At 32.7% G+C, this 26,484-nt stretch carries 26 protein-coding genes and 1 riboswitch; of the genes, 21 read left to right on the forward strand and 5 right to left on the reverse strand.

Annotated features, from left to right (window positions below; genetic code table 11):
- Nucleotides 1–502: 502 nt before the first annotated feature.
- Nucleotides 503–1,414, reverse strand: coding sequence for a ketopantoate reductase family protein (locus tag ANASTE_RS03360; protein ID WP_007049525.1), 912 nt, complete (start codon nt 1,412–1,414; stop codon nt 503–505).
- Between the two features lie 162 nt (nt 1,415–1,576).
- Here ANASTE_RS03360 and ANASTE_RS11260 point away from each other — a divergent pair, with 162 nt between their 5' ends.
- The 5 genes from ANASTE_RS11260 to ANASTE_RS03385 all read left to right on the forward strand — a co-directional run bounded on the left by ANASTE_RS11260 (nt 1,577) and on the right by ANASTE_RS03385 (nt 7,944).
- Nucleotides 1,577–2,740, forward strand: a complete 1,164-nt coding sequence (locus ANASTE_RS11260; protein WP_007049526.1) for a DUF4430 domain-containing protein — start codon at nt 1,577–1,579, stop codon at nt 2,738–2,740.
- An 8-nt stretch (nt 2,741–2,748) separates the two neighbouring features.
- Nucleotides 2,749–3,642, forward strand: coding sequence for an energy-coupling factor transporter transmembrane component T (locus tag ANASTE_RS03370; RefSeq protein ID WP_007049527.1), 894 nt, complete (start codon nt 2,749–2,751; stop codon nt 3,640–3,642).
- Nucleotides 3,615–5,183 (forward strand): ABC transporter ATP-binding protein, encoded by a 1,569-nt coding sequence (locus tag ANASTE_RS03375; protein WP_007049528.1) that lies wholly within the window; start codon nt 3,615–3,617, stop codon nt 5,181–5,183. Before ANASTE_RS03370 ends, ANASTE_RS03375 begins: the two co-directional genes overlap by 28 nt.
- Entirely contained in the window at nt 5,173–5,877 is a 705-nt protein-coding gene (locus ANASTE_RS03380) for an ECF transporter S component (RefSeq protein WP_187361987.1), read from the forward strand. Before ANASTE_RS03375 ends, ANASTE_RS03380 begins: the two co-directional genes overlap by 11 nt.
- Nucleotides 5,878–6,044, forward strand: a riboswitch (cobalamin riboswitch). It begins immediately after the preceding gene.
- 130 nt (nt 6,045–6,174) lie between these two features.
- The gene (locus ANASTE_RS03385; protein WP_039944889.1) at nt 6,175–7,944 is read left to right on the forward strand and encodes an Ig-like domain-containing protein; all 1,770 of its coding nucleotides are present in this window, start codon (nt 6,175–6,177) and stop codon (nt 7,942–7,944) included.
- A gap of 84 nt (nt 7,945–8,028) precedes the next feature.
- On the opposite strand, the gene ANASTE_RS03390 is transcribed toward ANASTE_RS03385, so the two are convergent.
- Nucleotides 8,029–8,445 carry a PaaI family thioesterase gene (locus ANASTE_RS03390; protein ID WP_039944891.1) on the reverse strand — a complete coding sequence of 139 codons (417 nt, stop codon included), beginning with the start codon at nt 8,443–8,445 and terminating at the stop codon, nt 8,029–8,031.
- A 290-nt stretch (nt 8,446–8,735) separates the two neighbouring features.
- Between ANASTE_RS03390 and gdhA the strand changes: the two genes are divergently transcribed.
- From gdhA to ANASTE_RS03425, 8 genes are all read left to right on the forward strand, one after another.
- Nucleotides 8,736–10,079 (forward strand): NADP-specific glutamate dehydrogenase, encoded by a 1,344-nt coding sequence (gene gdhA / locus ANASTE_RS03395; RefSeq protein WP_007049532.1) that lies wholly within the window; start codon nt 8,736–8,738, stop codon nt 10,077–10,079.
- A 295-nt stretch (nt 10,080–10,374) separates the two neighbouring features.
- Nucleotides 10,375–10,821, forward strand: a complete 447-nt coding sequence (locus tag ANASTE_RS03400; protein WP_148344991.1) for a DUF1492 domain-containing protein — start codon at nt 10,375–10,377, stop codon at nt 10,819–10,821.
- A 295-nt stretch (nt 10,822–11,116) separates the two neighbouring features.
- Nucleotides 11,117–11,521, forward strand: coding sequence for a sigma-70 family RNA polymerase sigma factor (locus tag ANASTE_RS03405; protein WP_007049534.1), 405 nt, complete (start codon nt 11,117–11,119; stop codon nt 11,519–11,521).
- Nucleotides 11,522–12,232: 711 nt separating this feature from the next.
- Complete coding sequence (locus ANASTE_RS11900; protein ID WP_007049536.1) at nt 12,233–12,397, forward strand: hypothetical protein; 165 nt, start codon at nt 12,233–12,235, stop codon at nt 12,395–12,397.
- Nucleotides 12,398–12,562: 165 nt separating this feature from the next.
- A complete protein-coding gene (locus ANASTE_RS03410; protein WP_148344992.1) occupies nt 12,563–12,928 on the forward strand; it encodes a hypothetical protein in 366 nt (121 codons plus the stop codon).
- Nucleotides 12,929–12,950: 22 nt separating this feature from the next.
- Nucleotides 12,951–13,343 (forward strand): hypothetical protein, encoded by a 393-nt coding sequence (locus tag ANASTE_RS11265; RefSeq protein WP_007049538.1) that lies wholly within the window; start codon nt 12,951–12,953, stop codon nt 13,341–13,343.
- Nucleotides 13,344–13,417: 74 nt separating this feature from the next.
- Entirely contained in the window at nt 13,418–13,726 is a 309-nt protein-coding gene (locus tag ANASTE_RS03420; RefSeq protein WP_007049539.1) for a hypothetical protein, read from the forward strand.
- A 107-nt stretch (nt 13,727–13,833) separates the two neighbouring features.
- A complete protein-coding gene (locus tag ANASTE_RS03425) occupies nt 13,834–14,127 on the forward strand; it encodes a hypothetical protein (protein ID WP_156777667.1) in 294 nt (97 codons plus the stop codon).
- A gap of 310 nt (nt 14,128–14,437) precedes the next feature.
- On the opposite strand, the gene ANASTE_RS03430 is transcribed toward ANASTE_RS03425, so the two are convergent.
- A complete protein-coding gene (locus ANASTE_RS03430; protein ID WP_007049541.1) occupies nt 14,438–14,929 on the reverse strand; it encodes a hypothetical protein in 492 nt (163 codons plus the stop codon).
- Nucleotides 14,930–14,998: 69 nt separating this feature from the next.
- Here ANASTE_RS03430 and ANASTE_RS03435 point away from each other — a divergent pair, with 69 nt between their 5' ends.
- The 8 genes from ANASTE_RS03435 to ANASTE_RS03470 all read left to right on the forward strand — a co-directional run bounded on the left by ANASTE_RS03435 (nt 14,999) and on the right by ANASTE_RS03470 (nt 24,698).
- Nucleotides 14,999–16,510 carry a phage tail protein gene (locus tag ANASTE_RS03435; RefSeq protein WP_007049542.1) on the forward strand — a complete coding sequence of 504 codons (1,512 nt, stop codon included), beginning with the start codon at nt 14,999–15,001 and terminating at the stop codon, nt 16,508–16,510.
- A gap of 4 nt (nt 16,511–16,514) precedes the next feature.
- Nucleotides 16,515–17,090, forward strand: a complete 576-nt coding sequence (locus ANASTE_RS03440) for a hypothetical protein (RefSeq protein WP_007049543.1) — start codon at nt 16,515–16,517, stop codon at nt 17,088–17,090.
- A gap of 2 nt (nt 17,091–17,092) precedes the next feature.
- Nucleotides 17,093–19,210 (forward strand): hypothetical protein, encoded by a 2,118-nt coding sequence (locus ANASTE_RS03445; protein WP_007049544.1) that lies wholly within the window; start codon nt 17,093–17,095, stop codon nt 19,208–19,210.
- Nucleotides 19,210–21,174, forward strand: coding sequence for a DUF859 family phage minor structural protein (locus ANASTE_RS03450; RefSeq protein WP_007049545.1), 1,965 nt, complete (start codon nt 19,210–19,212; stop codon nt 21,172–21,174). The genes ANASTE_RS03445 and ANASTE_RS03450 overlap by 1 nt, the downstream gene beginning before the upstream one ends.
- A 240-nt stretch (nt 21,175–21,414) precedes the next feature.
- Nucleotides 21,415–21,765: a hypothetical protein gene (locus ANASTE_RS03455; RefSeq protein ID WP_039944900.1), complete on the forward strand. Its 351-nt coding sequence runs from the start codon at nt 21,415–21,417 to the stop codon at nt 21,763–21,765.
- Complete coding sequence (locus tag ANASTE_RS11270; RefSeq protein ID WP_007049547.1) at nt 21,752–22,105, forward strand: SPP1 phage holin family protein; 354 nt, start codon at nt 21,752–21,754, stop codon at nt 22,103–22,105. The genes ANASTE_RS03455 and ANASTE_RS11270 overlap by 14 nt, the downstream gene beginning before the upstream one ends.
- Before the next feature lie 12 nt (nt 22,106–22,117).
- Complete coding sequence (locus ANASTE_RS12195) at nt 22,118–22,846, forward strand: peptidoglycan-binding protein (RefSeq protein ID WP_007049548.1); 729 nt, start codon at nt 22,118–22,120, stop codon at nt 22,844–22,846.
- A gap of 199 nt (nt 22,847–23,045) precedes the next feature.
- A complete protein-coding gene (locus ANASTE_RS03470; RefSeq protein ID WP_007049549.1) occupies nt 23,046–24,698 on the forward strand; it encodes a tail fiber domain-containing protein in 1,653 nt (550 codons plus the stop codon).
- A 44-nt stretch (nt 24,699–24,742) separates the two neighbouring features.
- Here ANASTE_RS03470 and ANASTE_RS03475 read toward each other — a convergent pair whose 3' ends face one another.
- Together ANASTE_RS03475 and ANASTE_RS03480 are read right to left on the reverse strand one after the other, a co-directional pair.
- Nucleotides 24,743–25,789, reverse strand: a complete 1,047-nt coding sequence (locus ANASTE_RS03475; RefSeq protein WP_007049550.1) for a lysylphosphatidylglycerol synthase transmembrane domain-containing protein — start codon at nt 25,787–25,789, stop codon at nt 24,743–24,745.
- A complete protein-coding gene (locus ANASTE_RS03480; RefSeq protein ID WP_007049551.1) occupies nt 25,779–26,480 on the reverse strand; it encodes a polysaccharide deacetylase family protein in 702 nt (233 codons plus the stop codon). Before ANASTE_RS03480 ends, ANASTE_RS03475 begins: the two co-directional genes overlap by 11 nt.
- Nucleotides 26,481–26,484: the final 4 nt, after the last annotated feature.

The following is a 26,484-nucleotide window of genomic DNA, read 5'->3' on the forward strand; positions in this document are numbered from 1 at the left end:
TTTTTTTATTACCATTTATTATGTGTGAAAGTTTCCCTAAATATATTGAAAAAGCAGTAGACAACTCCGGCAATAACTAAGGCGTACCAAACCCATTTAGGAAAGACTAATACAAGTAGAACAAATATTATGGCAGCTAGTAAACAATCTATGATCATTCTATCATTCTTACAGTTCATGTTCTTTCTTTCCCTCCTTACTATTTATACTATATAGTATTAAAATTCAGGAAAAGTGTGACTTTGTTTTATAAATAGAAATATATAGCCTTTAAATAGTATTTGTTGGAGTACTTATATTTCTATAAAAAAGCGGAATAAAATTAAATACCAAGTATCTCAAAAGTAGCTTGTGATAACAGGGAAAATGTGTAAATAAGTGTAATTGAAAAAATATCAGATATGTAATTATATAAATTAGTTTATAAATGAAAATAAAAAAGAACATATAATAATAAATTATTTATGTTCTTTTTTAATCAACTGATTTTATAAAAAATATACTAATAATTATTTTCTATTTCCTTTATTTTATCATATAAATAATCGTTGAGAGGCGTAGGTATAGCATGTTTTTTCCCTAGTTTTTTAATAGTTCCGGCAAAAAGTTCAACTTCCGTTTTCCTTTTTGCCTTTGTATCCTGTCTAAGTGAGGGCATATTATCAGGATTTAACGTACACATCAAATCCATCCAGTCATTTATTTCATCTTCCGTAAGTATTATTCCTTCCGCCTCTGCGACCTTTGATACTTCTCTCATTGTTTCTATTACCATATCTTTTGCTTTTCCATCTTTTTGAATACCTCCGTACCCGGTCTCAAATACTGCACAGACTTGATTGACTGCATCGTTAAGCATCAGTTTACTCCACATTTTATGCATTATATCACTCGGTATTTCATATGGAAGGTTTGATTTTTTTAATACTTCCTCTACACTTTTTACATCTTCGGTTATCTTATTATCTTTACTTCCGAAACAAACTAATCCTGGCTTTGAAAAATATATTTTATTTTCTTCTTTTACAGCGTCCATTCCGTGAACTTCGCAGTATAAAAGATGTTTATCTCCGTAGTATTCTTTTATTACATTTTCGCTTTCGATGCCGTTCATCACTGAAATAAAAATAGTATCGTCTTTTACAATATTCCTTAAACTTTTTATAGCCTCATGTATCCCTGTAAACTTTACCGAAAGTATTATCAGATCCGCTTTTAAATCTGTATTATTAGATATAAAATTAAAATTATGTTCTTTATCGTTCACATAGTACTTAGAATTTTTATATTTTTCCACTCTTTTGTCATCTGCTATAAAGTATACATTTTCTTTTCCCACTCCTTTTGATAAATAAGAAGCATACATAAGTCCCAGGGCACCTGCTCCCGAGATAAATACATTTTTTATATTCATAATAAATCTCCTTTAAGGTTTCATTATTTTAATATTTTAACACAAAAGTAATTATTTGGTTATGATTTAGTGTTAATTATAATCTTTACAATGCGGAAATGTTAAAGTATAATGAATTAATAGAAATTTTAATGTAATATATTTAGAAATTTAGAGGGCAAAATGAAAAAAAGTAACTTTAAAAAGAATTTAGCTTTTATAATTCCGATAGCGGCAATATTATTTTTTATTGTGTTTAAATTATGTACTATGGATATTTCGGGTGCCACATTAAAATATGATTTAAAAGATAATCCCGATATGGTAAAAGTTTTGACAGAAGCAAAGACTGACAGTAAGGCTCTTATTGTAAACGGTAATAACGATAATTTAAATTATACCTGGACTTATGATAAGGGTAAGGTTACAGATACAAAAAAGACTAATCTCGAAATCAAACCTTATACTAAATATAAGAAAAATATAGTTAAAACTCTCGGAACATCTAATATTACCGTTTTTACATATAATAAAGATATAAATTTGAACGGTTCTCCCAGACTTACATTTAAAGAGGTAAATACCAAAGGAAATGCTTATTTGTTTGAACTTAAAAACGGTAAAGTATCATATGTAAAAGATGCGGTAAGTAATAATAATGATATTACCTTCGATGTAACGAAAACCGATAATATCTATATTTTAGCGAGCGGAGTAAACAGTAAAACTCTGTCGTCTGTAAAGAAAAAAGCAGTATCATTAAAAGCAGAAAGTAAAAAAGAAAAAGAGAAAATAGAAAAAGACACTAAAGATAAAAAAGAAGAGAATAAAAAGGCAGCTCAAAAATCTTCTTCAAAAAAAGTAAGTAAAGCTTCAAGTGATAAGAAGAAAAAAGCTTCAAAGAAAAGCAAGATAAAAAAGAGCAACGGTTCTCCGATAAATCTGGATAAACAAAAAGTAGATAAGAAAACTACTCTTAGCTGTACTTTGACTGTTGAATGTAAAGATATACTGGATAATAAAGATAAATTAAAAGAAGGAAAAGAAAAAAATGTTCCGAAGAACGGGTATATTTACGGACCGAGAAATGTAACTTTTTATGACGGTGAGAATGTATATGATGTTCTGGAAAGAGAAATGCGCAACAGCGGAATACCTTTTGATGCTGACGGTTATACCGAGTATTCTTCAGCTTACGTAAGAGGGATCAACAATCTTTATGAATTCGACTGCGGGAAATCTTCGGGTTGGCTTTATTATGTGAACGGAAGCAGACCGAGCTTCGGATGTTCAAGATATGTATTAAATGACGGAGATAATATTCACTGGGAATTTGATGTTAAGTAGGTGCGAATATGAGAGAAAATACTATGTTTTATAATCATAGTGCTTTTGTAAATATGTTATATTTTATAGTGGTTATGGGTATGACTATGTTTTTTATGCACCCTGCCATACTATTTATATCATTCATTTCTTCATTTTCCTATAGCTTATATTTAGGAGGATTAAAAAGTCTGAAATTCAGTGCGGGAGTTTTGCTCCCGCTTTTGGTATTTATAATAATATTGAACCCTTTGATAAATCATCAGGGAAGTACTATATTATTTTATATAAACAATAAGATGATTACAAAAGAAGCGATTTATTATGGGTTTTTTGCCGGTTTTATGATTATAGATATGTTTCTGATTTTTTCGTCATTTAATAAAATCATGACAAGAGATAAAATCGTATATGTATTCAAAGGAAGTATCCCTAAACTTTCTTTGATGTTTTCAATGACACTTCGTTTTATTCCAAGGTATAAAGAAGAATTTAATAAGATAAAAGCTTCTCAGAAATGTATAGGAGAAGGTCTTGGTGACGGAAATATTTTCGATAGGATAAGACATGGTGTAAATATGATTTCCGGACTTATCACTTTTGCTCTCGAGGACGGTATTGACAGTGCCAATACAATGGTTGCCAGAGGGTATGAATTAAAGGGTAAAAGCAGTTATAAAAATGAAAAGTTTACAAATGTGGATAAAGTAATACTTATATTTATGATATTTATCATAGTCATTCTAGGTTTTGGAATATATAAAAATGCTTTTCATATCATATTCTTTTCCGATTTTTCTTTTACATCCATAGGTGGAAGTAATATCATATATTTTATATCTTACTTTATATTTGCATTTATACCCTTACTTATAGAAATCAAGGAGGAAATAGTTTGGAACTTATCAAAGCAAAAAATTTAACTTTTTCATATCCCAATTCAAAAGAAGTTTTAAATGATATTTCCTTTGAAATAAATAAGGGTGATTTCGTACTTCTTTTTGGTAAATCGGGGAGCGGAAAATCTACCCTAATGAAACATCTAAGCGTAAGCCTTGCTCCTTACGGAGAAAAAAAAGGTGATATTTTATATAAAGGTAAAGATATAAATGATTTAACCATAAGGGAAAGATGTGAAAAGATAGGTTATGTATCTCAAAATATAGAGGCACAGATAATAACCGATAAGGTATGGCACGAGCTTGCTTTTACTTTGGAAAATTTGGGATATGATAAAGTTACCATGAAAAGCAGGATCGCGGAGATGTCAAGTTTTTTCTCTATGTCTCAGTGGATGAACAGAGATACATCTGCACTGTCGGGGGGAGAAAAACAAAAGCTGAATCTTGCATGCAGTATGCTTTCTTTTCCGGAAATCCTTCTTCTCGACGAACCTACATCACAGTTAGACCCTGTAATGAGAAATGAATTTATATCACTTCTTACTAAAATAAACGAAGAGTTCGGAACTACGATCATAATCACCGAGCATTCTTTAAGCGGTATAATTGATAAAGCCGATAAATGTATATTACTTGACGGTGGTAAGATAAAATTTCAGGGAAATAATCTTGAAATGATAAATAATATAATAGAAAAAAATAATGAATATTATGATTTTCTTCCTTCACCCGTTAAGCTCGGAAATAAAATATTTGATAAGAGAGATGTATTGACTGTTAAAGAAGCAAAAAAGCTTGTTGATAATACGGATATAAAGTTTAAGGAAATAAAAAATGAGAGCTTTATAAGAGGTAATGAAATTGCCATTGCTTTAAAGCATATATGGTTCAGATACCATAAGCATAGTCCTGATGTAATAAAAGATATGTCTTTGAAAGTATATAAGGGAGATTTTATTTCTGTCATAGGACCAAACGGTGCGGGGAAGAGTACTCTGTTAAATATACTGGGGAAAGTTATTAAACCTTATAGAGGGAAAGTAGTTTCAACCGGCAAAGTCGCAGTACTTCCTCAAAATCCTGTAAGTCTTTTTATTAAGAATACTATCAGAAAAGACCTTGAAGATATAAGTGAAGATTATATTTCTTTGGTAAGTAAGATTGGTGCTGAAAATTTACTTGATTCTCATCCTTATGATTTATCGGGGGGAGAAATAGAGATAATGGCACTTATAAAAGTTCTTCTTGTAAATCCGGATATCTTGATTTTGGACGAGCCTACCAAAGGAATGGATGTTATTTATAAAGATAAAATAGGTAAGTTACTAGAAGGATTGAATAATAATGGTGTAACCATAATAGTCGTAAGTCATGATATGGAGTTTATATCAAAATATATACCTTTGAGTACGATAATGTTTGACGGGGATATAGTTTCTTTTAAAGAAAGCAGGAAACTTTTCGGTGAAAACTATTTTTATACCACAGATATAAATAGGATCACAAAAGAAAGACTTGATAATGCCATACTTCTTGATGAGGTAAATGTATATGATAAATAAAAAAAAGAAAGTAAACCTATTTACCATAGTTTCTCTTCTTATTGGAGTACCTTTAGTATTATATATATCCATTAAAAGCTTTGGAAGAAAAAAATATTTAATACCTAGTTTTTTGATTTTAATATTATCATTTATACCTTTTATAATGATATTTGAAAAAAAGAAAATAAGAACAAGAGAAATCGTTTTGATTTCTGCCATGTCGGCTATAGCTGTTCTCGGAAGAGTATTATTCTTTTTCGCTCCCGAAATCAAAGCAACCTCGGCTATAGTAATAATATCAGGAATGACTCTCGGAGGACAAGCGGGATTTTTTATTGGTGCCATATCAGCTTTTGTTTCAAATTTTTTCTTTGGTCAGGGCTCATGGACTATGTGGCAGATGTTTGCTTTTGGTATGATAGGAGCACTATCCGGAGTGGTATTAAAAAAGAAACATAACAGGATATTCGTTTGCCTTATAGGTTTTTTGTTTGTAATGATAGTTTACGGAGGTATAGTGAATTTCCATTCTCTTGTTATGTTTACAAGCGGGATAACTTGGGATAATATCAAATCAATTTATTTATTATCAATACCCTTTGATTTTGTACATGCTCTTTCGACGGCAGTTTTTTTATGGTTTTTAAATAAACCTTTTTTAGAAAAAATTAGTCGAATCAAAGAAAAGTATGGTATGATAGAGCTAGAATAAAAATAACTTAAAGTTTATATACTTATTAAATGAAAGGGAAGCAGGTTAGATTCCTGCACAGTCTGTGCTACTGTATTAGAAGAGTAAATATCAAAATGTCACTGTTGTGTAAGCGGGAAGACGATATTTATGATGAAGCTTAAGTCAGGAGACCTATTTAATAAGACCTATAAACTCTACACAAGGATAGAGTAAGGTAAATGGCTGTAAATAGCTGTTATATTTGACTACTCTAAGCCTTATTAAGGCTTATTTTTATTGTTTAAAAAACAATTAAAAGAAGAGAGAGGAAATTTTATGAAAAGTTTAAAAACAAAAATTTTAGCACTTTTACTTTCTATGATGATGGTGTTTGGTATAGCAGGTCCGGTGTTTGCCGGGAATTTAAAATCAAATTCAAAAGTAACTCAAAGTGTCACTTCAGAAGAATTAAATAAAAATATTCTTAATATTGCTAAAGCATGTAAGGCAGCGGCATCAAATCCTAAGCCATCTACTTATTTCGGGGATTGGAGTATATTTGCAGTCAACAGAGGCGGAGATTTAACATCTTCCATTCCGGGACTTAACTCATGGAATGAATTATATAAGCAAAATGTAATTAAAAATATTAGTACATTAAAAACTTCAACCGATTATGCAAGAACAATAATAGGTCTTGCTTCTATTGGTGTAGATACGACCAAACCTATAGCGGGAGTAAACTTATTTGAGCAAATGTTAAAAGATAAAGATGATTTTAAGGGAACGTATGCTTCTATTCCTATATCTGTTCTTAATGCAGTTAATGTTTCTAATTATGATTTATCAAATAGTACATATGTAAGTAGTATTGATATTTTAATCGATGATATACTTTCATATTTGGATAAAGATGGAAAGTTCTCTTATGAATATGATGGAGTTACTTATATAGATTATGACTCTACAGCTCAGGCGATTCAAGTTCTTTATAAATATAAAGATAAAGAAAATGTAAAGGAATTTATAGACAAAGGTTTGCAGATTTTAAAAGAAGAGCAAGCTAAATCTCAAAATGGTGATGTAAATTACAGTGCGTGTACTACATCTCAAGTAATTGTTGCATTATGTACTGCAGGAGTAGATATTGAAACATATAAAAATTCCGATGGTAAAACATTATATGATGGTTTAATGAGCTACTATGACAGTAAAACCCATATGTTTAAAGGTTGGGATGGAAATGTTGATGGAATGTCTACTGATCAGGCTTTATATGCGTTAATTGCCTATTCGAAAAATATCAATATATACGATTTAAGCGGTATTACATTTAAGCCATTTGATAGTGTTACATTATCTTTAAATACTTCGTCTATAAATATTGCACAAGTTGGAAATACTTATCAGCTAAAAGTATCTGTTACACCTAGTAATGCTGTAACTACATATAAATCATCAAATACTAAAATTGCAACTGTTGACAGTAGAGGTAAGATAATTGCTAAAGGTGTAGGCAGTACTACTATTACAGTAAACTCTGTATATGGTAATAAAGTATCCAAAAGTGTAAAAGTAAATGTAAAGCTAGGTAAGTTGGGAACCGTAAAAGCAGCAGGCGGACATAAATATGCAAAAATTTCTTACAGTAAAGTAAGCGGTGCTACCAAGTATGTTATTTATAAATATAACGGCAAGAGCTATGCCAAATATGCTACGACTACAAAAACATCTTTTACCGATAAGAAAGTTACTTCAGGAAAGAATTATTACTATAAAGTTAGAGCCTATAACGGGGGATATTACAGCGGTTATTCCAAAGCTGTTAAAGCGGCTGTTAAAGTCGGTATTCCTACAAAAGTAAAGGCGAAAGCGGGAAAGAAGAAAGTAACCGTTACGTTCAAAAAAGCTAAATATGCGAAGAAATATGAGATTTATAAAAAGTCAGGTAAAAAATATAAAAAAATAGCTACGGTCAAAAAGAATAAATACGTAGATAAAAAAGTTAAGAAGAATAAAAAATACTATTACAGAGTAAGAGCTGTCAAAGACAGTTCAAATAAGAGCAATTTTGCTAAGACTGTAAAATCAAATAAAGTTAAATAATTTTATATCTATATTATTCTATGCTTATTTCCCTTAGCGAGCAAAATAGATATATAATTATAAAAGCCGCATTATTATGCGGCTTTATTTTATATAATCTTCTATTTTAAATTTTAGAGGGTGCATTGTGGCAAGACCCGTACATATTACATTTTTATTTTCATCTTCTATGGTACATCTGCATACGAATATATTGTGTCCCTTTTTCACTGTTTCACCATATCCGTAAAGTATTTTATCTTTTGTTTTATTGATAAAGTTAGCATTTATATTTACCGTTACACATACATATCCAAAGGAAAGGACCGATGTTCCCGCAAGGACATCAAGCATTGAATATAAAATCCCTCCGTGAGGATACCCCATAAAGTTACAGTTAGCATCATTGATTTTTGCTGCTGCTTCTGATTTTCCCTCTGAAATTTTAGTAATCGTAATATTATTGTTCATTGTAAATTTATCGTTTGTATTAAGAAATTCCATTATTTTTTCATAGTTCATATCCATCACTTCCTTATGATTTTTAATATATCATAAAAATTGATTATTTGATAGATTTAATTAAAATGAAAATTATTGTAAATTTTTTTTATGTAAGTAAAAATATCCCTTGTATATGTAAAAAAATTGTATTATAATATGTAAAAGTTTTGAAATTTCAGAAATTTCAAACTCGGAGACGACAGAAAACATAAAGTGTTTAGCTTTATGAAAATACTTGTTAGATATTTTATGTTTTTTCTTCGTCTCAACTAAAAATTAAATATTTTTTGTTATAGGGAGGATAAAAAATGGATTATATTAATAAAGTACTTGAAGAGGTTAAGGCTAAAAATCCTAACGAGCCTGAATTCAATCAAGCTGTCATGGAAGTTTTGGAAAGCTTAAGACCTGTAATCGAGGCACATCCTGAATATGAAGATATGGGGATTTTAGAAAGATTAACAGAACCTGAAAGAGCTATAATGTTTAAAGTTCCTTGGGTCGATGATAAAGGTAAAGTACAAGTAAACAGAGGTTTCAGAGTACAGTTCAACGGTGCTATAGGACCATACAAGGGAGGACTTAGATTTCATCCGAGCGTAAATTTAAGTGTAGTTAAGTTTTTGGGATTTGAACAAGTATTTAAAAATTCTCTTACAACGCTTCCTATAGGCGGCGGTAAAGGTGGTTCTGATTTTGATCCTCAGGGAAAATCGGATGCTGAAATCATGAGATTTTGCCAAAGTTTCATGAGCGAATTATATCGTCATATAGGTCCCGATGTGGACGTTCCTGCAGGAGATATAGGTGTAGGCGGAAGAGAGATCGGTTATCTTTACGGACAGTATAGAAGAATAAGAGGTGCTTTTGAAAACGGAGTACTAACAGGAAAAGGACTTCCTTACGGCGGTAGTTTAATAAGACCTGAAGCAACGGGTTTTGGTGTAATGTACTATGCTTCTGAAGTATTAAAAGTATTGGGTGATAGTTTTAAAGATAAGACTATAGTTTTAAGCGGTTACGGAAACGTTGCTTGGGGAGTATGTATAAAAGCAAAAGAAATGGGAGCTAAAGTTGTTTCTATCTCAGGCAGAGACGGATATGTTTACGATAAAGACGGTATCAATACTGATGAAAAAATAGATTTCTTACTTCAAATAAGAGAAAGAAATGATGTAAAATTAAAAGATTACGCAGAAAAATTCGGTGCCGAATTCCACGCAAAAGAAAAACCATGGGGACTTAAAGGTGATATAGCTATTCCTTGTGCTACACAAAATGAAATAGGAATTGAAGAAGCTAAGAAATTAAAAGAAAATGGTATCAAATTGGTAGTTGAAGGTGCAAATATGCCTACTACCCCTGAAGCTATGGAATACTTTAAAGAAAACGAAGTTGTTTTAGGACCTGCAAAAGCTGCAAATGCAGGCGGTGTTGCCACATCAGCACTTGAAATGGCTCAAAACTCAATGAGATATTCTTGGACAGCCGAAGAAGTCGATGCTAAATTAAAAGAAATTATGAAGAATATTCATGAAAACAGTAAAAACGCAAGTGAAAAGTACGGACTTGGATACGATTTGGTTGCAGGTGCAAATATTGCAGGATTTGAAAAAGTCGTGGAAGCTATGATTGCACAAGGTGTTTATTAAAAAAGTGATTTAGAAAAATTAGAAGTATAAAAACTTTGATTGGTACGCAGATTAAATTAGGTTTAATGTATTTAAAATATTTTTTTAACAGTAGTATCATAATATTTAGTATTATAAAAAGAGATAAAAGAAATCAGCATTATATGTTGGTTTCTTTTTTTACCCTATTATTCGAACAAATATTCTAAAATATATTGACTATAGAACGTATATTCGATAAAATGGTATTAAAGTGATTGATAATTTAACTAAATTGGAGGTGTTAAAATTGGAATTTACCAATGAAAAAGAAATTATGAATAAGTCAAAATTAGCACTGGAGCTTTACCTTCCGGTATTTTGGGCTACAAATAATTCCTTAAATGACATGTACGATTATGCTTTGGAAGTAGGTGAGGGGGATATGAAAAGGGCAAATGTGATGTTTGAAATATTTGCGCCGGATAAACAAAAGGAAGATTTTTTAGATAACGTGGATAAGAATGAATATTCATCATTGATACTTTCTTCAATCCTTAGTGCTGTCGGGCAGCTTAGAGAGTATCCGAGATATGGAATGGATTATTATACTATATTAAATGATTTATACATAAGTGCAGATCATCTTTCGGGAGAGAGCATAGCGGAAAAACTTAATATATCCAGAACTACATTTTATAAGAGGAAGAAAGAAGCTTTAAGATTGTTTTCTGTCTGTTTGTTTGGCTATAAGATTCCGGAATTAAAAGGGTATTTATGGTAGGTTTAAATTTAGATTAATAATTTAATACTAAATAGGAACTATAATTAAACACTTGCTTTACTGTATGTGAACTGATATTTTGATAAAATTTTATTATAGGGATAGAGGACCTTTTCTTGGGTCCTTTTTTATTTCTGTAAATAAAAGGCTTTAGGAGTCAAGGTTTTCCTTGGCTCTTTTTTTATGCCCAAATCCGGAGAAAAAAATGAATACATGGCAGTGCTATTTGGCGAAATATCCGTGACTTTCTTTTCTGTTTTAACCGATTAAAAGACGAAAGAAAAGGAGAAAAGTCATGGATAAAAATATCAGAACACTATTAGTCAGAAATGAAAGAATAGAAGTAAGTGAGGCTGTGTATAAGGCATATTACAAAGAAAGAGAGCATGAAAAATATTTGGATAAAAAGAAAAGAGATAATGAGTATTCATATGAAGGAATGAAGGAAAAGGGAATCGTATTTGAATATAACGAAGGGCTTATAGAAATGTCTCCAGAAGAAAAACTACTAAAGGATATAGAAAAAGAACGTTTAAGAGAGGCTTTATCGGCTCTTAATAAAGATGAAATGTTTTTGATTGATTTATATTACTTTGAAAATAAATCTGAAAGAGAGATTGCCGAAATATTTTCTTTGTCTCAGAAAGCTGTAAACAAAAGGAAAAAGAGGATACTGGAAAAGCTAAAAAGTATTTTGTAATAAAAAAACTCATAAAGGTAACCTACAGAGACTTTTATTAAAAACAAACCTATAAATCTATTTATTAATTCAACTAAATTAAATTTTTAGTTTTCGATATGTAAAGGATAAAGAATTATCAAACTTTAAAAATCTTTACAATATTTAATCTAACAATTTATAAAAAGAAATTATTTTTTATTTTCTAACTTTGGAATGTTTAAAGTATGTAAAAAACGATTGAGAAGTAGGAGTATGCGGGGCGCGGAATCTTGCGAAGCAAGGCGTAGTGCCCCATAGGTATTTACTGATATAAATGCTTTTATATTAGTATCAAAAATCAGTAACTATATTAAATCATTAAAATAATTTTTAAAAAGCGGTACTTAAATCAAAGAAAAATTCCTTAAAGATATGAGGAAGGGAAAACGGACTTAACGATGATTGAAAAGTGAATATAAACAAATCAGATACGTTCTTTTATAAAAGAGCCGAGGTGCAAGTGCGCTTGCGATAAAGGTAACTGTTTACAACACTACTGCACAAAATAAAAGAAATATCTTTTAAGGCGACGAGGTTATAAAAGGGATAATGATACTTACGCATAGCAGGGTCACACCACGGTGCGTCCCGGATAATGTCGGGGAGGTGGAATTCCTATGAAGCAGACTTACTGCTGTTTGGTTTGTTTCGGTAAGTGATTTATATAAAAACCTTAATAAGGAGGTAACTATGATAGACGTTAAGTGTATTTCGGGGGATCCCGAATATATTGAAAGTGAGTTAGCTTCTCTGATTTCTGACGGCTATGAAGTTATGGATATGACGACAAATCTATATCCCTCTACTTCCGGTTACAGAAAAGAGACGACTATTTATTTAAAGAAAACAATTTAGTTATGCTAAAAATGGGGTAAATAAGAAAGAAAAAAACAACATTTATTATCTGTTCTTAAACTTATTTATTCCTATTTTATATAGCGCAGAATTCAAGGCGATACTTGGATAAAAAAAGGATTACGCTGAATGACAGCGAAAACAAACAGAAAGGAGGGACAAAGTTTGGTAAGAGAGAGTGATGGTATTCTTGTAAATGAAAATCCCGTGCAGTCCAAAGTACTCATGATACCGAAGTTCAGATTTGACGAAGTAAATGAGAAGTATAAAAAATATAAAAAAGATGTAGTTTTACTGATGGACAAGCTGGATGAAAAAGACAAGGAAAACTCTAAGCTTTTGAATGATATAAAGAGTATCAAAAAAGCTTATGACAATGCCCTTTTAAACTTAAAGGTAAAGGAGACATTTGTGGAAGGCGGAATATTCAAGGAACAATATGAAACCATAATACCAAAAATGACCTGCAGAGAAGATGAAAAGCTCGATTTGGCAAAGGCTATAGTAGAGCTGATAAAACAAACAAAATAAAGATTTAAAGGAGAAAATAACAATGGCAATAAGTACACAAGGAACAATTTTAAATATTACAGGAACTAAAGGAGAAACAGCTATCAATATCGACGTTGCAATCAAATCATTCCCTGATTTAGGAGCTGCACCGGCAGCTATCGAAGTAACATGTCTTTCGGATGATTCACAAAAATTCATCCCCGGTATCAAAGGTATGGCAGCTATGGAATTCGTTGCTAACTATGATGCATCTGTATTCGAACAATTAGTGGGAGCAGAAGGCTTAGATTTAACTTATAAAGTAAACTTCGGCGAAACTGAATATTCATTCAGCGGTAAACACAATGCTTTGATCGTTGGCGCAGGTCTAAATGCGGCAGTAGATATGAAAGTTGTTGTACTTCCGGGTTCTAAAATCACAAAAGTAGCTTAATTACATAAATATGAGGAGGGGTTACCCCTCCTAAGTAGCAGAAATCAAAAGTATTTTATAAAATATTTTTTAATATGAAAGGAAAATTAAAAATGATCATTAATAATAAAAATTATACTATACCCGAACTTAATTTTAATACTATATGTACTTTAGAGGAAATGGGTATTTCTCTAACGGATATGGACAAAAAAATATTATCTACAGTAAGGGGTTTTTTAGGCCTTGCAATGAACGGGGACTATGAAAAGGCAGGAAAAGAAATGGAAGAACATCTTGAAAACGGCGGCTCTTTGGACGAAATGCTGGAAGAGATAAATAAGGCGGTAGAAGAAAGCGGTTTTTTTCAAGCTCTCAACAAGAACCAGAAACAGAGCTCTTAAAAGAGCAAGAGACAGAAGACGTAAAAAGCATAAAAGAAAAGGTAAAATATAATTCTTTCAGCGAACTGATAAATGAATTTTATCTTCCTAATGCATTGATGCTTGGTGTGGATTATGACTTATTTTGGAGGCTTACTCCAAAAAGATTGCTGCCTTTTATCAAAGCTTATGAAGATAAAGAAAAAAGAGAAATCGAAAAGAATAATTATTTATTTTGGATAAACGGGATTTATGTTTCTCATGCGGTTGCAAACGTACTTGCAGAAAATACAAAATATCCGGATAAACCATTTCCTTTATTTGAAAATAAAGATATTGAAGAAAGTAAAGCTGAGGAAGCCGAGCTTTTCGATGCATATGCGGCAATGTTTAATAAAGAATTCGAAGAGAAAACCAAGTAAAATGAGTTTTCTCTTTTTATTATACACTTCTTCGATTTGAAGAATTACATCAGTAAACCTTATATTATTCTTCATTTCGAAGAAAAGTAAAAAATGCTCCTATTCTTCGTTTTGAAGAAAATATTCGTCTTGGTAAAATATTCTTCAAATCGAAGAATTATACCCCATACATAATCTTTAAACATTGAGGCTTATGTATGCGGTATAAACCGCAAAAAAGAAAGACAACTTTTGTTGTCTTTTTTAATTACAAATTTTAGAAAGGGGTGGTTAAGTTGAAAGGTTAAGGTTTTGAGGTAAATGAGTAAAATTATAAATCGGTAATTTCGGTTTCATTCCCGTTTTGTATTTTTGAGGATACAAAATCAAAGAAATCACATATTTTACAATAACCTTTATTACGAACTCTTAATAAAGATGAAACACCTGTTGAATAGAGGAATTTAATAAATTTCTTCTCATTATCTGATTTATAGTTTATAACGCAGTATTTATCCTGAGATAATGCACTTCTGCTTATAGGGTTTAATGGTGTACTTTCAATATTATTTTTTACCGTTTTTTCGATAGAAGTTATTTTACTATAATCCAAATTAAAAGTTTTCTTTAAATTTGGATTAGTCGTTTCAAAAGTTATTTTATCTTCGTAAGCAAAAACTATTATTTCTACACCTTGAGAAACAGGTAAAGAGCCACTATCATATAGACCTTCTAATGCACTTGATGCACCTCTATTTGATAATTCCACTTCTCTCCAGTAAGTAGTCGTAAACATTGAATATTTTTTTTTATTTTTACTCATGATAGCACCTCAACATTAATAATTAAATAAATTATAACACAAAAAAATTTAAAAGAAAGGAAATTTAGTATGGAACAATTTGAATTAACTATTGATGATAATGTTGTTAAAACATTGTCTTCTATAAAAGAAATGCTTAACGGCATTTTGGAAACGACAAAAGAAATACAAAAAGAATTATCGAATTCTTTTGATACATCTTTTTTTGAGGATTTCGCAGTTGCCTTAGGTACAGTATCTACATCAATGTCGATTATGCAATCTTTAGGCTTTTCTGATTTCTTAATAAGTATTGGTGATGGAATGCGTGCTATTTTAGGATCCTCAGGTCCATTAACAGGTGTTCTTGGCGGATTATCGGACGCATTTGCGGGACTCGGTGAGGGGGCTGCAGTTCTTGCGGGACCTCTTTGTGTTGTACTTGCTATCGTCGCGGCACTTGGAGCGGGATTTTTATATGCAATGCAGACAAGTGAGGAATTCAGAGAAAAGGTTGCTGATGTATTCGAGCCACTCTCCGAGAGCTTAACAAAGGTTTGGGAAGAAGATATCTCTCCAGTTATTGATTCCGTCGTAGAATCTTTAACAAAATTTTATGAAAAGCATTTAAAACCTATGATAGATGGAATAATGGAGTTATTTGATCAGCTCGGATTATTTCTTGGGGAAGCGGCACTTCTTCTTATCGAACCGTTTTTACCTATAATTCAAGGTATGGTTGAATTTTGCGGAACATATTTGGCTCCGTTGGTAGAGGGGGTTATAGGTATATTTTTAACATTACTTGGTTTTGTGACAGATAACATAACGTCGATTGCAGGAGTACTTAGTGGATTTATCAAAATCCTCAGAGGACTTTTTAACGGAGATACGGAACTTATAATGGAAGGGTTTAAAGAGATATTCGATAATACATTAGGAAGAGTTTGGAAAGGTATTCAAAATTGGTACAATAAACATATTGCAGGCTTTTTTGGAGCTAAAAAATGGGACGGTACATTTAAAAATATCGGACCATGTTTAAGAGATGCGTTTGATAAGGCTCTTAAATATGTAAGAAAAGCGATTTCTGATTGGTACAATAAACATATAGCTCCTTGGTTTACGGTTGAAAGATGGGCGAAACTTGCCCGAGATGGAGTAAGGGGGTTAGCTTCCGCACTTCATTTACCTAATATAAGACTTAATGTTACGTGGGGAAGTTCTCCCGACTGGCTATATGATGCTGCTAAGCTTATTGGTTTAAGAGGTGTGCCTCATATTGATTTTGATATATCTTACAGGGCAATGGGCGGTTTCGTCGATGCAGGTCAGATGTTCATCGCCCGTGAAGCCGGTCCGGAACTTGTAGGAACAATGGGAAGCAGGACTGCGGTAATGAATAACAATCAAATCGTTGACAGTGTTTCCAGAGGTGTTTACGATGCTGTTGCATCGGCACTCGGTTCGGGCGGTATAGGCGGAGACTGGACTATACAGATCGTGGATGAAAACGGAAGCGTAAAAGCGGAAGATATCATTACGGCAATCGAAAGAAGAAACAGAAGAGACGGCAAGACCGTCATTGCATTGGGGGTGTAGATAAATGGAAAAATTAACAATGAAATATGATGAATTGACGAGCAGAAGTTTGACGGAACTATGTAATCCTCTTCCTTATATAATCACAAATGTATATGACAGTACCGAACAGGACGAAGAGGGGAATGATATAAGAGTCAAGTATGCGGAGTATATCGACCTTGGAGTATGTCCCGCAAGCTACAGCTGTGCACTCAAAGAACTTCTTTCTTCCGACAGCGGAAGGACGGAGGATACTACATACAACAAAATGAGGCTGGGTAAGTACATTGAAATAGCCATTTCTTACAGGTCTATGAACAGCGATAATTTAGCTATTCTTTTAAATAACTTTTCCGATGAATATGTAACGGTTTGTTATTTTGACCCGAGAAAAAATTCCTATAGGATAGATGAATTTTATCTCGGAGAAACCAGTGTACCTTTATATAACGGTAAGATGGGATTTTGGGATAGTTTTTCACTGACTTTGGCTCAAAGGAAAGCTGAGGAGGATGAAATACTTACCGAAGAAGAAATTCCCGAAGCAGCTGAAAATCCGAATGAAGAAGTCATTATACAGCCCGGTGAGGAGGTATAATTATGAGTTTTAATATTTCAAAAAAAGCTTATGATGCTGTTATGAGCTCCACTCGTCAGGGAGTTGAAGTATCATATCAGCTTGCTGATGAGCCGACAGTCGATAATACTCCTTTGGATATTTTATTCGGTGAAGATGGACAAGCCGATGAAAATCCCGAACAAGTCATTAACCGTATTACAGAGGAGAATATAATCGCGGGTTCATTTTCCATAGACAGATATACCGCAAGCGGAGATAATGTGGAAATCGGCAGTGCCGTAGCCGCGGAACTTAAAATGACTTTGGATAACCACACTGGTATATACGATGATGTCAATTTCGCAGGGGCTACACTTAGAGTTAATGTTTCCGTTAAAAGAGAAGACGGACTTATTTCATACATACCTATGGGGATATTTATCGTAGATGAACAAATCAAAAATCAGACTACGATATCTCTTACCGCACTTGATTATATGGCTGCATTTGATAAGGTATTCGATTTCAAGGATTATGAACAGGGAATGAGTATTCAGCAAATTTTATTTGCAATATATAACCAGTGTATGATAAAAGATAATGCGGAGAGCAGTTTGGGAGACTTTTTAGATCTTCCCAATATGGATTATATCCCTTATGATTTGCCTCAGAGCGAAAGTCTTACTTGTAGACAAATCCTGCAGTGGATCTGTGAAATAACGGGTACATGTGCTTATATGGACGGGGATGGTGAGTTACAGTTAGGATTTTATGAAGACTTTTTAATCCCCTCTACGGAAGATAAATTTGTATTAAGACCGAATATGCGTTATTCAAGCGAATACGATAAGAGCATTTTGGTACTTGATAAAATAATCGTTCAAAGTAAAGACGGTAATAATTCTGAGCCTGCTGTTTTTGAAAACGAATATGAAAACTGTGATTTGTCTTATTTATCGGCAAAAGGAATAAAATCTTCATCTTTGGTATATACGATTTCGGGAAATGACCTTATATCAGACCCAACGACTGCAGAAGGCGAAGAAACGGAAGAAGATAACTCGGAAAATACCGGGGATACATCGGAGGGTACAGGTGAAGACAATACAAATACGGATGATACAAATACTTCTGATATGCCTCCCGAACTTGAAATACCCGATGATACCGACCCTTCCATATCTGCCGAATCGGATACACCGATTGAAGGTGGAAGCGGTGAAGGCGACGGTACTACGGAAGAGGTAACGGAATATAAAAACAAAGCCAAAGAAATTGCAGCTGGATTAAAGGGAATGAAGGTACTTAGGTATCTTCCTTTTAAAGCAACGACTATTTCCATGCCGTTTTTATGGCCATTATGTAGAATAATATTCGAGGATAATCATGGAAATCTTATCGAGAGTATCATAACTCATCATACATTTAAATTGAATGGTTCTTCGACTATAGAGGCAAAAGGTGTCAGTGAGCAAAAAAAAGGATATGCTTCGTCAAATCCTCTTACAAAACACGAAGCTAATATAATTGATAAGATAAAAGATGAAATCAAATATGAAATCACTTCGAGAGAAAAAGATGTTTTAAAACTTAATAAAGTTGCTAATGCTATGTTCGGTTTATATAACACGGTTGATTTACAGGACGACGGAAGCAGCATATTATATTTTCATGATCAGGAGAAGCTTAATGACAGTAAAATTGTCTATATGATGAATCAAGACGGTTTTTTCTGGACTGATGAATATGATAAAAATGAACATATTTGGCAGAACGGTGCGACATCCGACGGTTCTTTTGTGACTACCTATTTAAGTACTGTCGGACTGAATGCAAGCTGGATAAATGTGGAGGGAAATGCGCCCAATGCTCCGATGAGAGAAAATATCAATAAAAATATTTTATTGGCAGACTCTAAAGACTCCTCTGAGGGTAAGGAAGATATAAATGCTATTTCCGATAAAACAGCAAATATATATCTTGCCAACGGAAAAATAAATTTCAGTACTGATGATTATTTGCCTCCTACAAGTATTTATTCAGGGGGGCTTAGGACAAATGAAATCAATGCAATAAGTTCGGTCAACATAGGTAAATTCATATTTGAGTCGGGTAATGACGGAAATTTAACGATTAAATATCAAGGAGGTAATAATTAATGGCAACTGTTAAAGGTAATTATTCCGGAGGAAGCAGTTATGATCTATATGTTTCCTGCGTAACCAATTCACAAAATATAGAAAAAAATACTTCAAATGTGACTTTTACGTTTGGAATGTACAAAGCAGGTTCTAATTCACAAAGTTATAATCTAAATTCACATACATTTACTTATAGTATAAATGGAACTAAATATACAAAATCCGTATCATTTGATTTTAGAAGTAAAGGTACGGGAACATATAACAAATTGTTTTCTGTAACGTTAAATATAACCCATGGTTCTGACGGTAAAAAATCCGTTTCGGTAAGTGCATCTCATCCCACAGGCATTAGTTTAGGTACGGGAAAAGTTTCAACTTCTTTTGCGCTTAAAACCATACCTAGGGCGTCTGCACCTACCGTCAGCCCGACATCACAAAGCTTGGGAAATTCTATAACAATAAATACGAACCGCAAAAGTACAAGTTTTACACATAAAGTAGTTTGTACAATTGGCAGTTATTCCAAAACAATAAGCAGTGTTGGAGGAAGTACATCCTTTTCACTGGATAAAGCTATTGCAAATCAACTGCCAAATGCGACATCTGGAAAAGTCAATGTAACTTGTACTACTTATAGCGGAAGCACTAACGTTGGAAGTAAAACAACAAGCTTTACTGTCACGGTTCCCAATAATAACGATTTTAAGCCTAAAAAACCTACTAATACATTTGTCGGGAATAAATTATGTCAGGGGCTTTATGTTCAAAATGTCAGTATTTTAAATACTACGATTTCGTCAGTTGGAATTTATAATAGTACTATAAAAAACTATTCACTCAATATTGGTGGTAAAACTTACTCTTCGACGTCTTCTAAATTCTCGTCAAGTGCTCTTCCATCATCCGGGGAAGTAGCCATAACTTCTACCGTTAAGGATTCAAGAGGATACTCCAATACATCTGACGCAAGTAAGATAACTGTTTATCCTTATTCGGTTCCGACCGTTACGAATTTTAGTGCAGTAAGAACTGATGACAACGGAAGTTCTTTGAACATTTCTTTTGATATGGCTTTAAGTGCCGTTAACAATAAAAATAATCTTAAATTTGATTTGTATTCGAAGAAATGCAGTGAAGACGGTGAACCTGCACATATTCATAGCGGGAATATAGTTCTTTTGGATGAAGGCGAATTGCCTATTGGCGATAATGTGTTATCTTATTTCAATACTGAAAGCAGAGTGACAAAACCGATTTCGGTTGAAGTTCCTTCTCTAACGGGTATTCCTTTTTCTTCCGATGAAAGCTTTGATATAATTGCTAAGTTCAGCGATTTTAATCATACTTTTGAACAAAGTTTTATACTGCAAACAAAATTTGTTACAGTGGATTTTAAGGCAGGCGGAAAAGGTGTTGCAATAGGTAAATATTCTGAAGAAGATGCTTTTGAAGTCGATATCCCTGCAGTTTTTCATAAATCCGTAGAAGGACTTGGGCTGATTGACTCTATGTATCCGGTCGGTTCTATTTATCAAACGACAAATGCGAGTTTCGATCCTAATACTGAATGGGGAGGTAAATGGCGTAAATTAGAAGGTGTATTTTTATTAGGTTCAAATAGCAGTTATAAAATCAGTAGTGATATAAAAGATGGCGGTGAGGCTAGCCATAAACTGACAGTTTCAGAAATGCCTTCTCATAATCATCCTATTACAGTAAATATTAGAAATGCTAATGGTAATATGGGGACTTTCTTCTGTGCCGGAACAACAGCATGGGATTCTGCATATTTCCAAGGAGATATTACTTTAAAAAGAAATTATAGTGTATCAAATACTACACCGGATAATGCATGGAAAAAATTAAGTTGGCATTTTAGTCATGATCATTCTGCTTCATCGGATTCGATCGGCGGAAGTGGCGTTCATAATAACATGCCGCCATATAAAGTTGTTAATATTTGGGAAAGAATAGAATAGTGTCAAATTTAATATATTAGTAATACGTTTATAACAATTATTAGCTCATTAAAGATATTTATATTTTTAATGAGCTTTTTTATTTTAGTTATTATGAAAAAGATTATAAGAATACTTTGATATTTAACTATTTTAATAATTTAGAAGACCTTAATTATTTTATAAAAAGGGGTTAAGAAATAACTGAAATATAAATGTATATTGAACATTATAAGATGCGGAAAGGAGGTAGATATAGAAATGACGGCTGAAAGTACGATAGATCTATCGCTTTTACTGTCGCTATTTACAATAATATTCGTAGGCCTTACATATTACAGAAGTTCAAAGAAAGATACTTCAAATGATGTTAAAGAACAGATGAAGATGAGTGTGAAGCTGGATACTATTTGTAATACTACGAATGAAACCAGAAGCGATATAAAGAGTATAAATAAACAGCTTACGGATTTGATGGAGACTCAGATACTGCAGGGGCAGGAACTTAAGACCATGTGGAGACGGGTAGATGAGCACAGCGAGAAACTAAGCGAACATGAAGAGAAAATAATAAATTTGGAAAAGGAGAATATAAAAAATGAAGAAAATTGATTTAAAGGGAATAACTGCGGATACTATTGCAAGAATGATTTTTTTACTTGTAAGTATGATAAACGGTGCGGCGGCAATGTTTGGTTTTACGAAGTTGGATATAGATGAAAATACTATATATACAGTAGTGACAGGTGTTTCGGTTATCGTATCGGCGGTGATAGGTTTTTGGAAGAACAACTCTTTTACATCTGCTGCGATCGAAGGTGATAACTTAAAAAACGCACTTAAAAGCGGAGATGTGACTAAAGAAGATTTGAAAGCTGTGGAAGAAGCAGAGGAAGATGATATGGATTACTTTTTAAGTGAAGAAGAACTTAAAGAAATGGATATGGACTAAGGAGGGATTTGTATGGCAAATTCAGCGAGTAAAGTGCTAAAAATAGCGTTATCGGAGGTTGGGTACATAGAGAAAAAATCAAATAAGAGCTTGGACAGCAAGACAGCCAATAAAGGTGATAAAAACTATACCAAATATAACAGGGATATGAAAAAGATAAGAGGTGCTGGTACTTTAAATGACTATTGGTGCGCTAATTTTGTCTCTTGGTGTTTTTATAAAGCTTTTGGTAAAAATACAGGCAAAAAGGTAATGTTGGGGTATTCAAATTATGTACCGACCATATACAGTAATTTCAGCAAGGCAAAAAGAATAAGCAAAAGCCCTAAAAAAGGGGATATAATCATTTTCGGTACTAACTCCCATGTAGGGCTTGTTTATGATGTTAAAGGAAATTATGTTTATACTGTTGAAGGGAATACGAGTTCTAGGGATTTTGATTCCAATGGAGGTGCGGTTTGTAAGAAAAAGTATCATAAGACTAATTCTTGGATAAAATGCTACTGTAGACCTAAGTATACCGTTCCGGTGAGTGAATATCCGTTAATCAGAAAAGGGAGTAAAGGTTCTTATGTTAAGAAAGCTCAAACTCAACTAAATAAAAAAGGCGGATATAAATTAAAAGTTGACGGGATATTTGGGAGTGCTACTCTAAGTGCGGTCAAGAAATTCCAAAAGAAAAATAAACTTGTCGTTGATGGTATCGTTGGAGCTAAGACTTGGAGTAAGTTATATAAATAATTAGTGTGTATATTATTAATTTCAATTGGTTGAATATATAAATAAAAAATAGAGGATGTATTAAATCTCTATTTTTTATTTATTCTCATACAAAAACATATTAAATTGATAATGAATTTTAAAATCAATTTTAATGTATTATTTATTTAAAGGATTATACTGACATGTCAAAGGATCTGATTTTAAGGAGGAATATATTATGGAAGAAAAAAATAATGATGTAATGTCAGCAACTGAAATATTTATGTTAAAATCTTTGTATGATATGAATGATAATAATATTGTTGATAATGCAGAAAAGGTAAATGGTCATACAGTTGAAGTTAATGTGCCGGAGGATGCCGTTTTTACGGATACTAAGTATGATATAGCTACGGAAAGCATATCCGGACTAATGAGCAGTACTGATAAAGCAAAGTTAAATGGTATAAGTGAAAGAGCAACCAAAGTAGATGTAATTGATAATATAACGAGTACCAGCTTTGAAGATGCTCTTTCTGCAAAACAGGGTAAGCTATTAAACGATAGAGTATCAAATCTTGAGACTTTACCTAAGGGCGATATGTTTAAGTCTATATATGATGCAAACAATAATGGTATTGTAGATTTAGCCGAAAATGCACAAAAGATAAATGGGTTCACTGTAGAAAAAGCTGTACCCTCAGATGCAAAATTCACTGATACTACATATGAAAAATCAAGTTCGGTTATAGATGGATTGATGAGCAAAGAGGATAAAGTTAAATTAGATGGAATAAGCGAAAATGCAAATAGTATTTCGATTGCTGATAATCTCATAAGTTCCAGTGCCGATGAAGCTTTATCCGCAAAACAAGGTAAGTTATTAAATGACAGACTTACTGATGTTGAAGCGGCTTCTTGTGGAGATATGTTTAAATCCGTATATGATACAAATGATGACGGAAAAGTTGATAAATCGGATTATGCAGATAATGCGGGAACGGTTAATGGGTTTACCATTGAAAAGTCTGTGCCTTCAGATGCAGTTTTTACAGATACTAAGTATTCTGTCGCAACTACAAGTTCAAATGGATTATTGTCAAGTGCCGATAAACAAAAAATAGATAGATTAAATTTGGACACTTCTAAAAATTTAACTGTAGCAAACGCTACGGCTTCATATTTTAAAACAGATACCAAACCCGGTGGATTGATAAGTTCTGATGGGCTTAGATTAATAACTCGTACATCGGCAGGAAATGTTGCTGTAGGTCAGGATGGGTTAAGCGGTGGGACTCATGCCGTAAGTTTATATGCGGGAGGAAAAATCAATCTTTGTATCAATAATTCCGGATCAGCCGCAAATGCCAGCAATATTGAATATGTTTATGCTGACAGTAAATATCTTTTCCGTAACAGAGCAAATGGGACTTGCTATTTAGGTTCGGCTTCTTATAGATGGAATACCATTTATTCAAAAACCGGTTCTGTTTCCACATCTGATAAAAGAAAGAAATATGATATAAACTCAATAATTAAGGATGAGAAAATAGAAAAATTCTTTGAAGGTTTAAGACCTGTTTCTTATAGATCTGTTGAAGGGGACGGTCATAGAACTCATTATGGGTTTATTGCTCAAGAAATTGAAGAAAACATCGAAAATGCGGGACTTAAATATAGTGATTTTGCTCCTATAGTAAAAACTCCTGTAGATAAGGATGGAGAAGAACTTGATTATTATAATGAGTCTGACAGAGAAAAAATCGTTGATTATGAATATGGACTTAGATATGAAGAATTCATTTCAATAAATACAATGATGATACAAAAGCTTATGAATGAAGTAAAAGAACTCAAAGAAGAAATAAAAGAGCTTAAAAATAATAAATAGATAAAAATAAAAAAGAGAGGAGCATTTCTCCTCTCTTTTTATTTTTATACCTTCACGGCATTACTGCTTTTCCTTATATAATTTAGAGTATATATCGTTACCGCAGTTCCTGAGATAAGAACAAAGAGGTAGAAGTTTATCCCTCGTGTAAGAAGCATTCCAGAGCTTACAAGCCCTATAGGATAGAAGAACTTAAACAGTGTCAGAAATCCTCCTTCACTTGCTCCTATACCTCCAGGTAGAGGGAGTGCCGCAACGGAAGAATATAGTACCGACTGTATAGTTATTATTTCTATTATATTGTAAGTATCAAGCCCGAATGACTTATATACAAAGAACGATACGGCATGCATAAAGTTAAGCTGGAAAAATGTAATTAGGATTGTCTTTAAAAGCGAAAGCTTTTCCTTTTTTATTAAGTCAGCCGCTTGTTTATATTCTGCTATCTCTTTATCCGCTTTTTCTTTGAAACTTTCTACTTTTTTATATTTTAGCTTTGTAAGTATCGCGGTTATCAAATTTACAGCTTTGGGCATTAGTTTCTTTGAGAATATGGCAAAGAATATAAAAAAGAAAACAAGTGCGTTAAGTGATATCCCTATAAATAGAAGATATTTGATATTTCCTACTTTTGTCGTAAAGAAGCTGAAGTTTATTATAAATGAAGTTACGGCTATTAGTACCGCGTTGAACTGATAGCTTGCAAGTTCGATAAACAAGGCAATTGCTCCGTGAGATAAGTCTATTTTATCCTTATTCATATAATAAAGTTGCATAGGCTGTCCTCCCGAAGAGGAAGGAGTAATAGCACTGAAAAAAAATCCTACAAGGGCATATTTTATACCTCTGAAAAATCCCAAATTATAACCGAGCAGATTCACGTTTCTTATTATATTGATACCTTCTAAGCTTAAAAAGAGGCACATACACATTACAGCGAGGAATATATAATTCAAATTTACATTTTTTATGGTGTCGAATATTGCAGTGATATTGCCGTCTTTAAATAGTATATAAAAAGTTAGGACTATTAAAGTCACAAACAATATAAATGATTTAAACATAGTCTTAAATCTTGAATTATCGTTCATATTTTTCTCCTACTGTCTTAAAAGTATAGCCTTGATTTAACCAGTTTGGTATCATTTCTCTTAAAGCTTCTATCGTTTTAAGAGGGGCTTTGTTTTTCCCTCTTCCGTCATGAAGACATATTATATCATTATTATTTACTCTGTTTATAAGTTTATCCTTTATTATTTGAGTGGTGGTATCTTCTTCCCAGTCTTCTGCCATAACGTCCCAAAGGACAGGTGTCATGTTATTCTTCTTGATTTCTGAAATCATACTTAGGTTAAACTGTCCCCAAGGAGGGCGAAACAGCTTTGTATTAATGCCAAGTTCTTTTAGTGCATTGATCCCTCTGTTCATATTATCTTTAGTCATTCTTGGTGTTTGAAGCATTGCACTTTTATGCTCATACCAATGAAGTCCTATACTGTGACCTTCATTTTTCATTCTTTCTATTATATCGGGATTATCCAGTGCAAATGTCCCGACAACAAAAAAGCTTGATTTTACATTGTATTCTTGGAGTAAATCCAATAGCCTTATCGTATAATCTTTATCCGGTCCGTCGTCAAATGTGAGATATATACTTTTATCAAAAAATTCTTCATTCTTTTTCTTTTGTCTATATGATATTTTATAAATATAGGTGGGAAAGAGTGAATAACATAGGTAAGCACAAATCACTATGCTGATTGATATAATCATTAACTTCATTATA

The sequence above is a fragment of the Anaerofustis stercorihominis DSM 17244 genome, from assembly GCF_000154825.1.
Classification (GTDB): Bacteria; Bacillota; Clostridia; order Eubacteriales; family Anaerofustaceae; genus Anaerofustis; species Anaerofustis stercorihominis.

Coding starts and splice junctions, on each gene's coding strand:
- ANASTE_RS03360 (WP_007049525.1), bottom strand. CDS start 1,414: ATGAATATAAAAAATGTATTTATCTCGGGAGCAGGTGCCCTGGGACTT.
- ANASTE_RS11260 (WP_007049526.1), top strand. CDS start 1,577: ATGAAAAAAAGTAACTTTAAAAAGAATTTAGCTTTTATAATTCCGATA.
- ANASTE_RS03370 (WP_007049527.1), top strand. CDS start 2,749: ATGAGAGAAAATACTATGTTTTATAATCATAGTGCTTTTGTAAATATG.
- ANASTE_RS03380 (WP_187361987.1), top strand. CDS start 5,173: ATGATAAATAAAAAAAAGAAAGTAAACCTATTTACCATAGTTTCTCTT.
- ANASTE_RS03385 (WP_039944889.1), top strand. CDS start 6,175: ATGAAAAGTTTAAAAACAAAAATTTTAGCACTTTTACTTTCTATGATG.
- ANASTE_RS03390 (WP_039944891.1), bottom strand. CDS start 8,445: ATGAACTATGAAAAAATAATGGAATTTCTTAATACAAACGATAAATTT.
- gdhA (WP_007049532.1), top strand. CDS start 8,736: ATGGATTATATTAATAAAGTACTTGAAGAGGTTAAGGCTAAAAATCCT.
- ANASTE_RS03400 (WP_148344991.1), top strand. CDS start 10,375: ATGAATAAGTCAAAATTAGCACTGGAGCTTTACCTTCCGGTATTTTGG.
- ANASTE_RS03405 (WP_007049534.1), top strand. CDS start 11,117: ATGGATAAAAATATCAGAACACTATTAGTCAGAAATGAAAGAATAGAA.
- ANASTE_RS11900 (WP_007049536.1), top strand. CDS start 12,233: ATGATAGACGTTAAGTGTATTTCGGGGGATCCCGAATATATTGAAAGT.
- ANASTE_RS11265 (WP_007049538.1), top strand. CDS start 12,951: ATGGCAATAAGTACACAAGGAACAATTTTAAATATTACAGGAACTAAA.
- ANASTE_RS03420 (WP_007049539.1), top strand. CDS start 13,418: ATGAAAGGAAAATTAAAAATGATCATTAATAATAAAAATTATACTATA.
- ANASTE_RS03430 (WP_007049541.1), bottom strand. CDS start 14,929: ATGAGTAAAAATAAAAAAAAATATTCAATGTTTACGACTACTTACTGG.
- ANASTE_RS03435 (WP_007049542.1), top strand. CDS start 14,999: ATGGAACAATTTGAATTAACTATTGATGATAATGTTGTTAAAACATTG.
- ANASTE_RS03440 (WP_007049543.1), top strand. CDS start 16,515: ATGGAAAAATTAACAATGAAATATGATGAATTGACGAGCAGAAGTTTG.
- ANASTE_RS03445 (WP_007049544.1), top strand. CDS start 17,093: ATGAGTTTTAATATTTCAAAAAAAGCTTATGATGCTGTTATGAGCTCC.
- ANASTE_RS03450 (WP_007049545.1), top strand. CDS start 19,210: ATGGCAACTGTTAAAGGTAATTATTCCGGAGGAAGCAGTTATGATCTA.
- ANASTE_RS03455 (WP_039944900.1), top strand. CDS start 21,415: ATGACGGCTGAAAGTACGATAGATCTATCGCTTTTACTGTCGCTATTT.
- ANASTE_RS11270 (WP_007049547.1), top strand. CDS start 21,752: ATGAAGAAAATTGATTTAAAGGGAATAACTGCGGATACTATTGCAAGA.
- ANASTE_RS12195 (WP_007049548.1), top strand. CDS start 22,118: ATGGCAAATTCAGCGAGTAAAGTGCTAAAAATAGCGTTATCGGAGGTT.
- ANASTE_RS03470 (WP_007049549.1), top strand. CDS start 23,046: ATGGAAGAAAAAAATAATGATGTAATGTCAGCAACTGAAATATTTATG.
- ANASTE_RS03475 (WP_007049550.1), bottom strand. CDS start 25,789: ATGAACGATAATTCAAGATTTAAGACTATGTTTAAATCATTTATATTG.
- ANASTE_RS03480 (WP_007049551.1), bottom strand. CDS start 26,480: ATGAAGTTAATGATTATATCAATCAGCATAGTGATTTGTGCTTACCTA.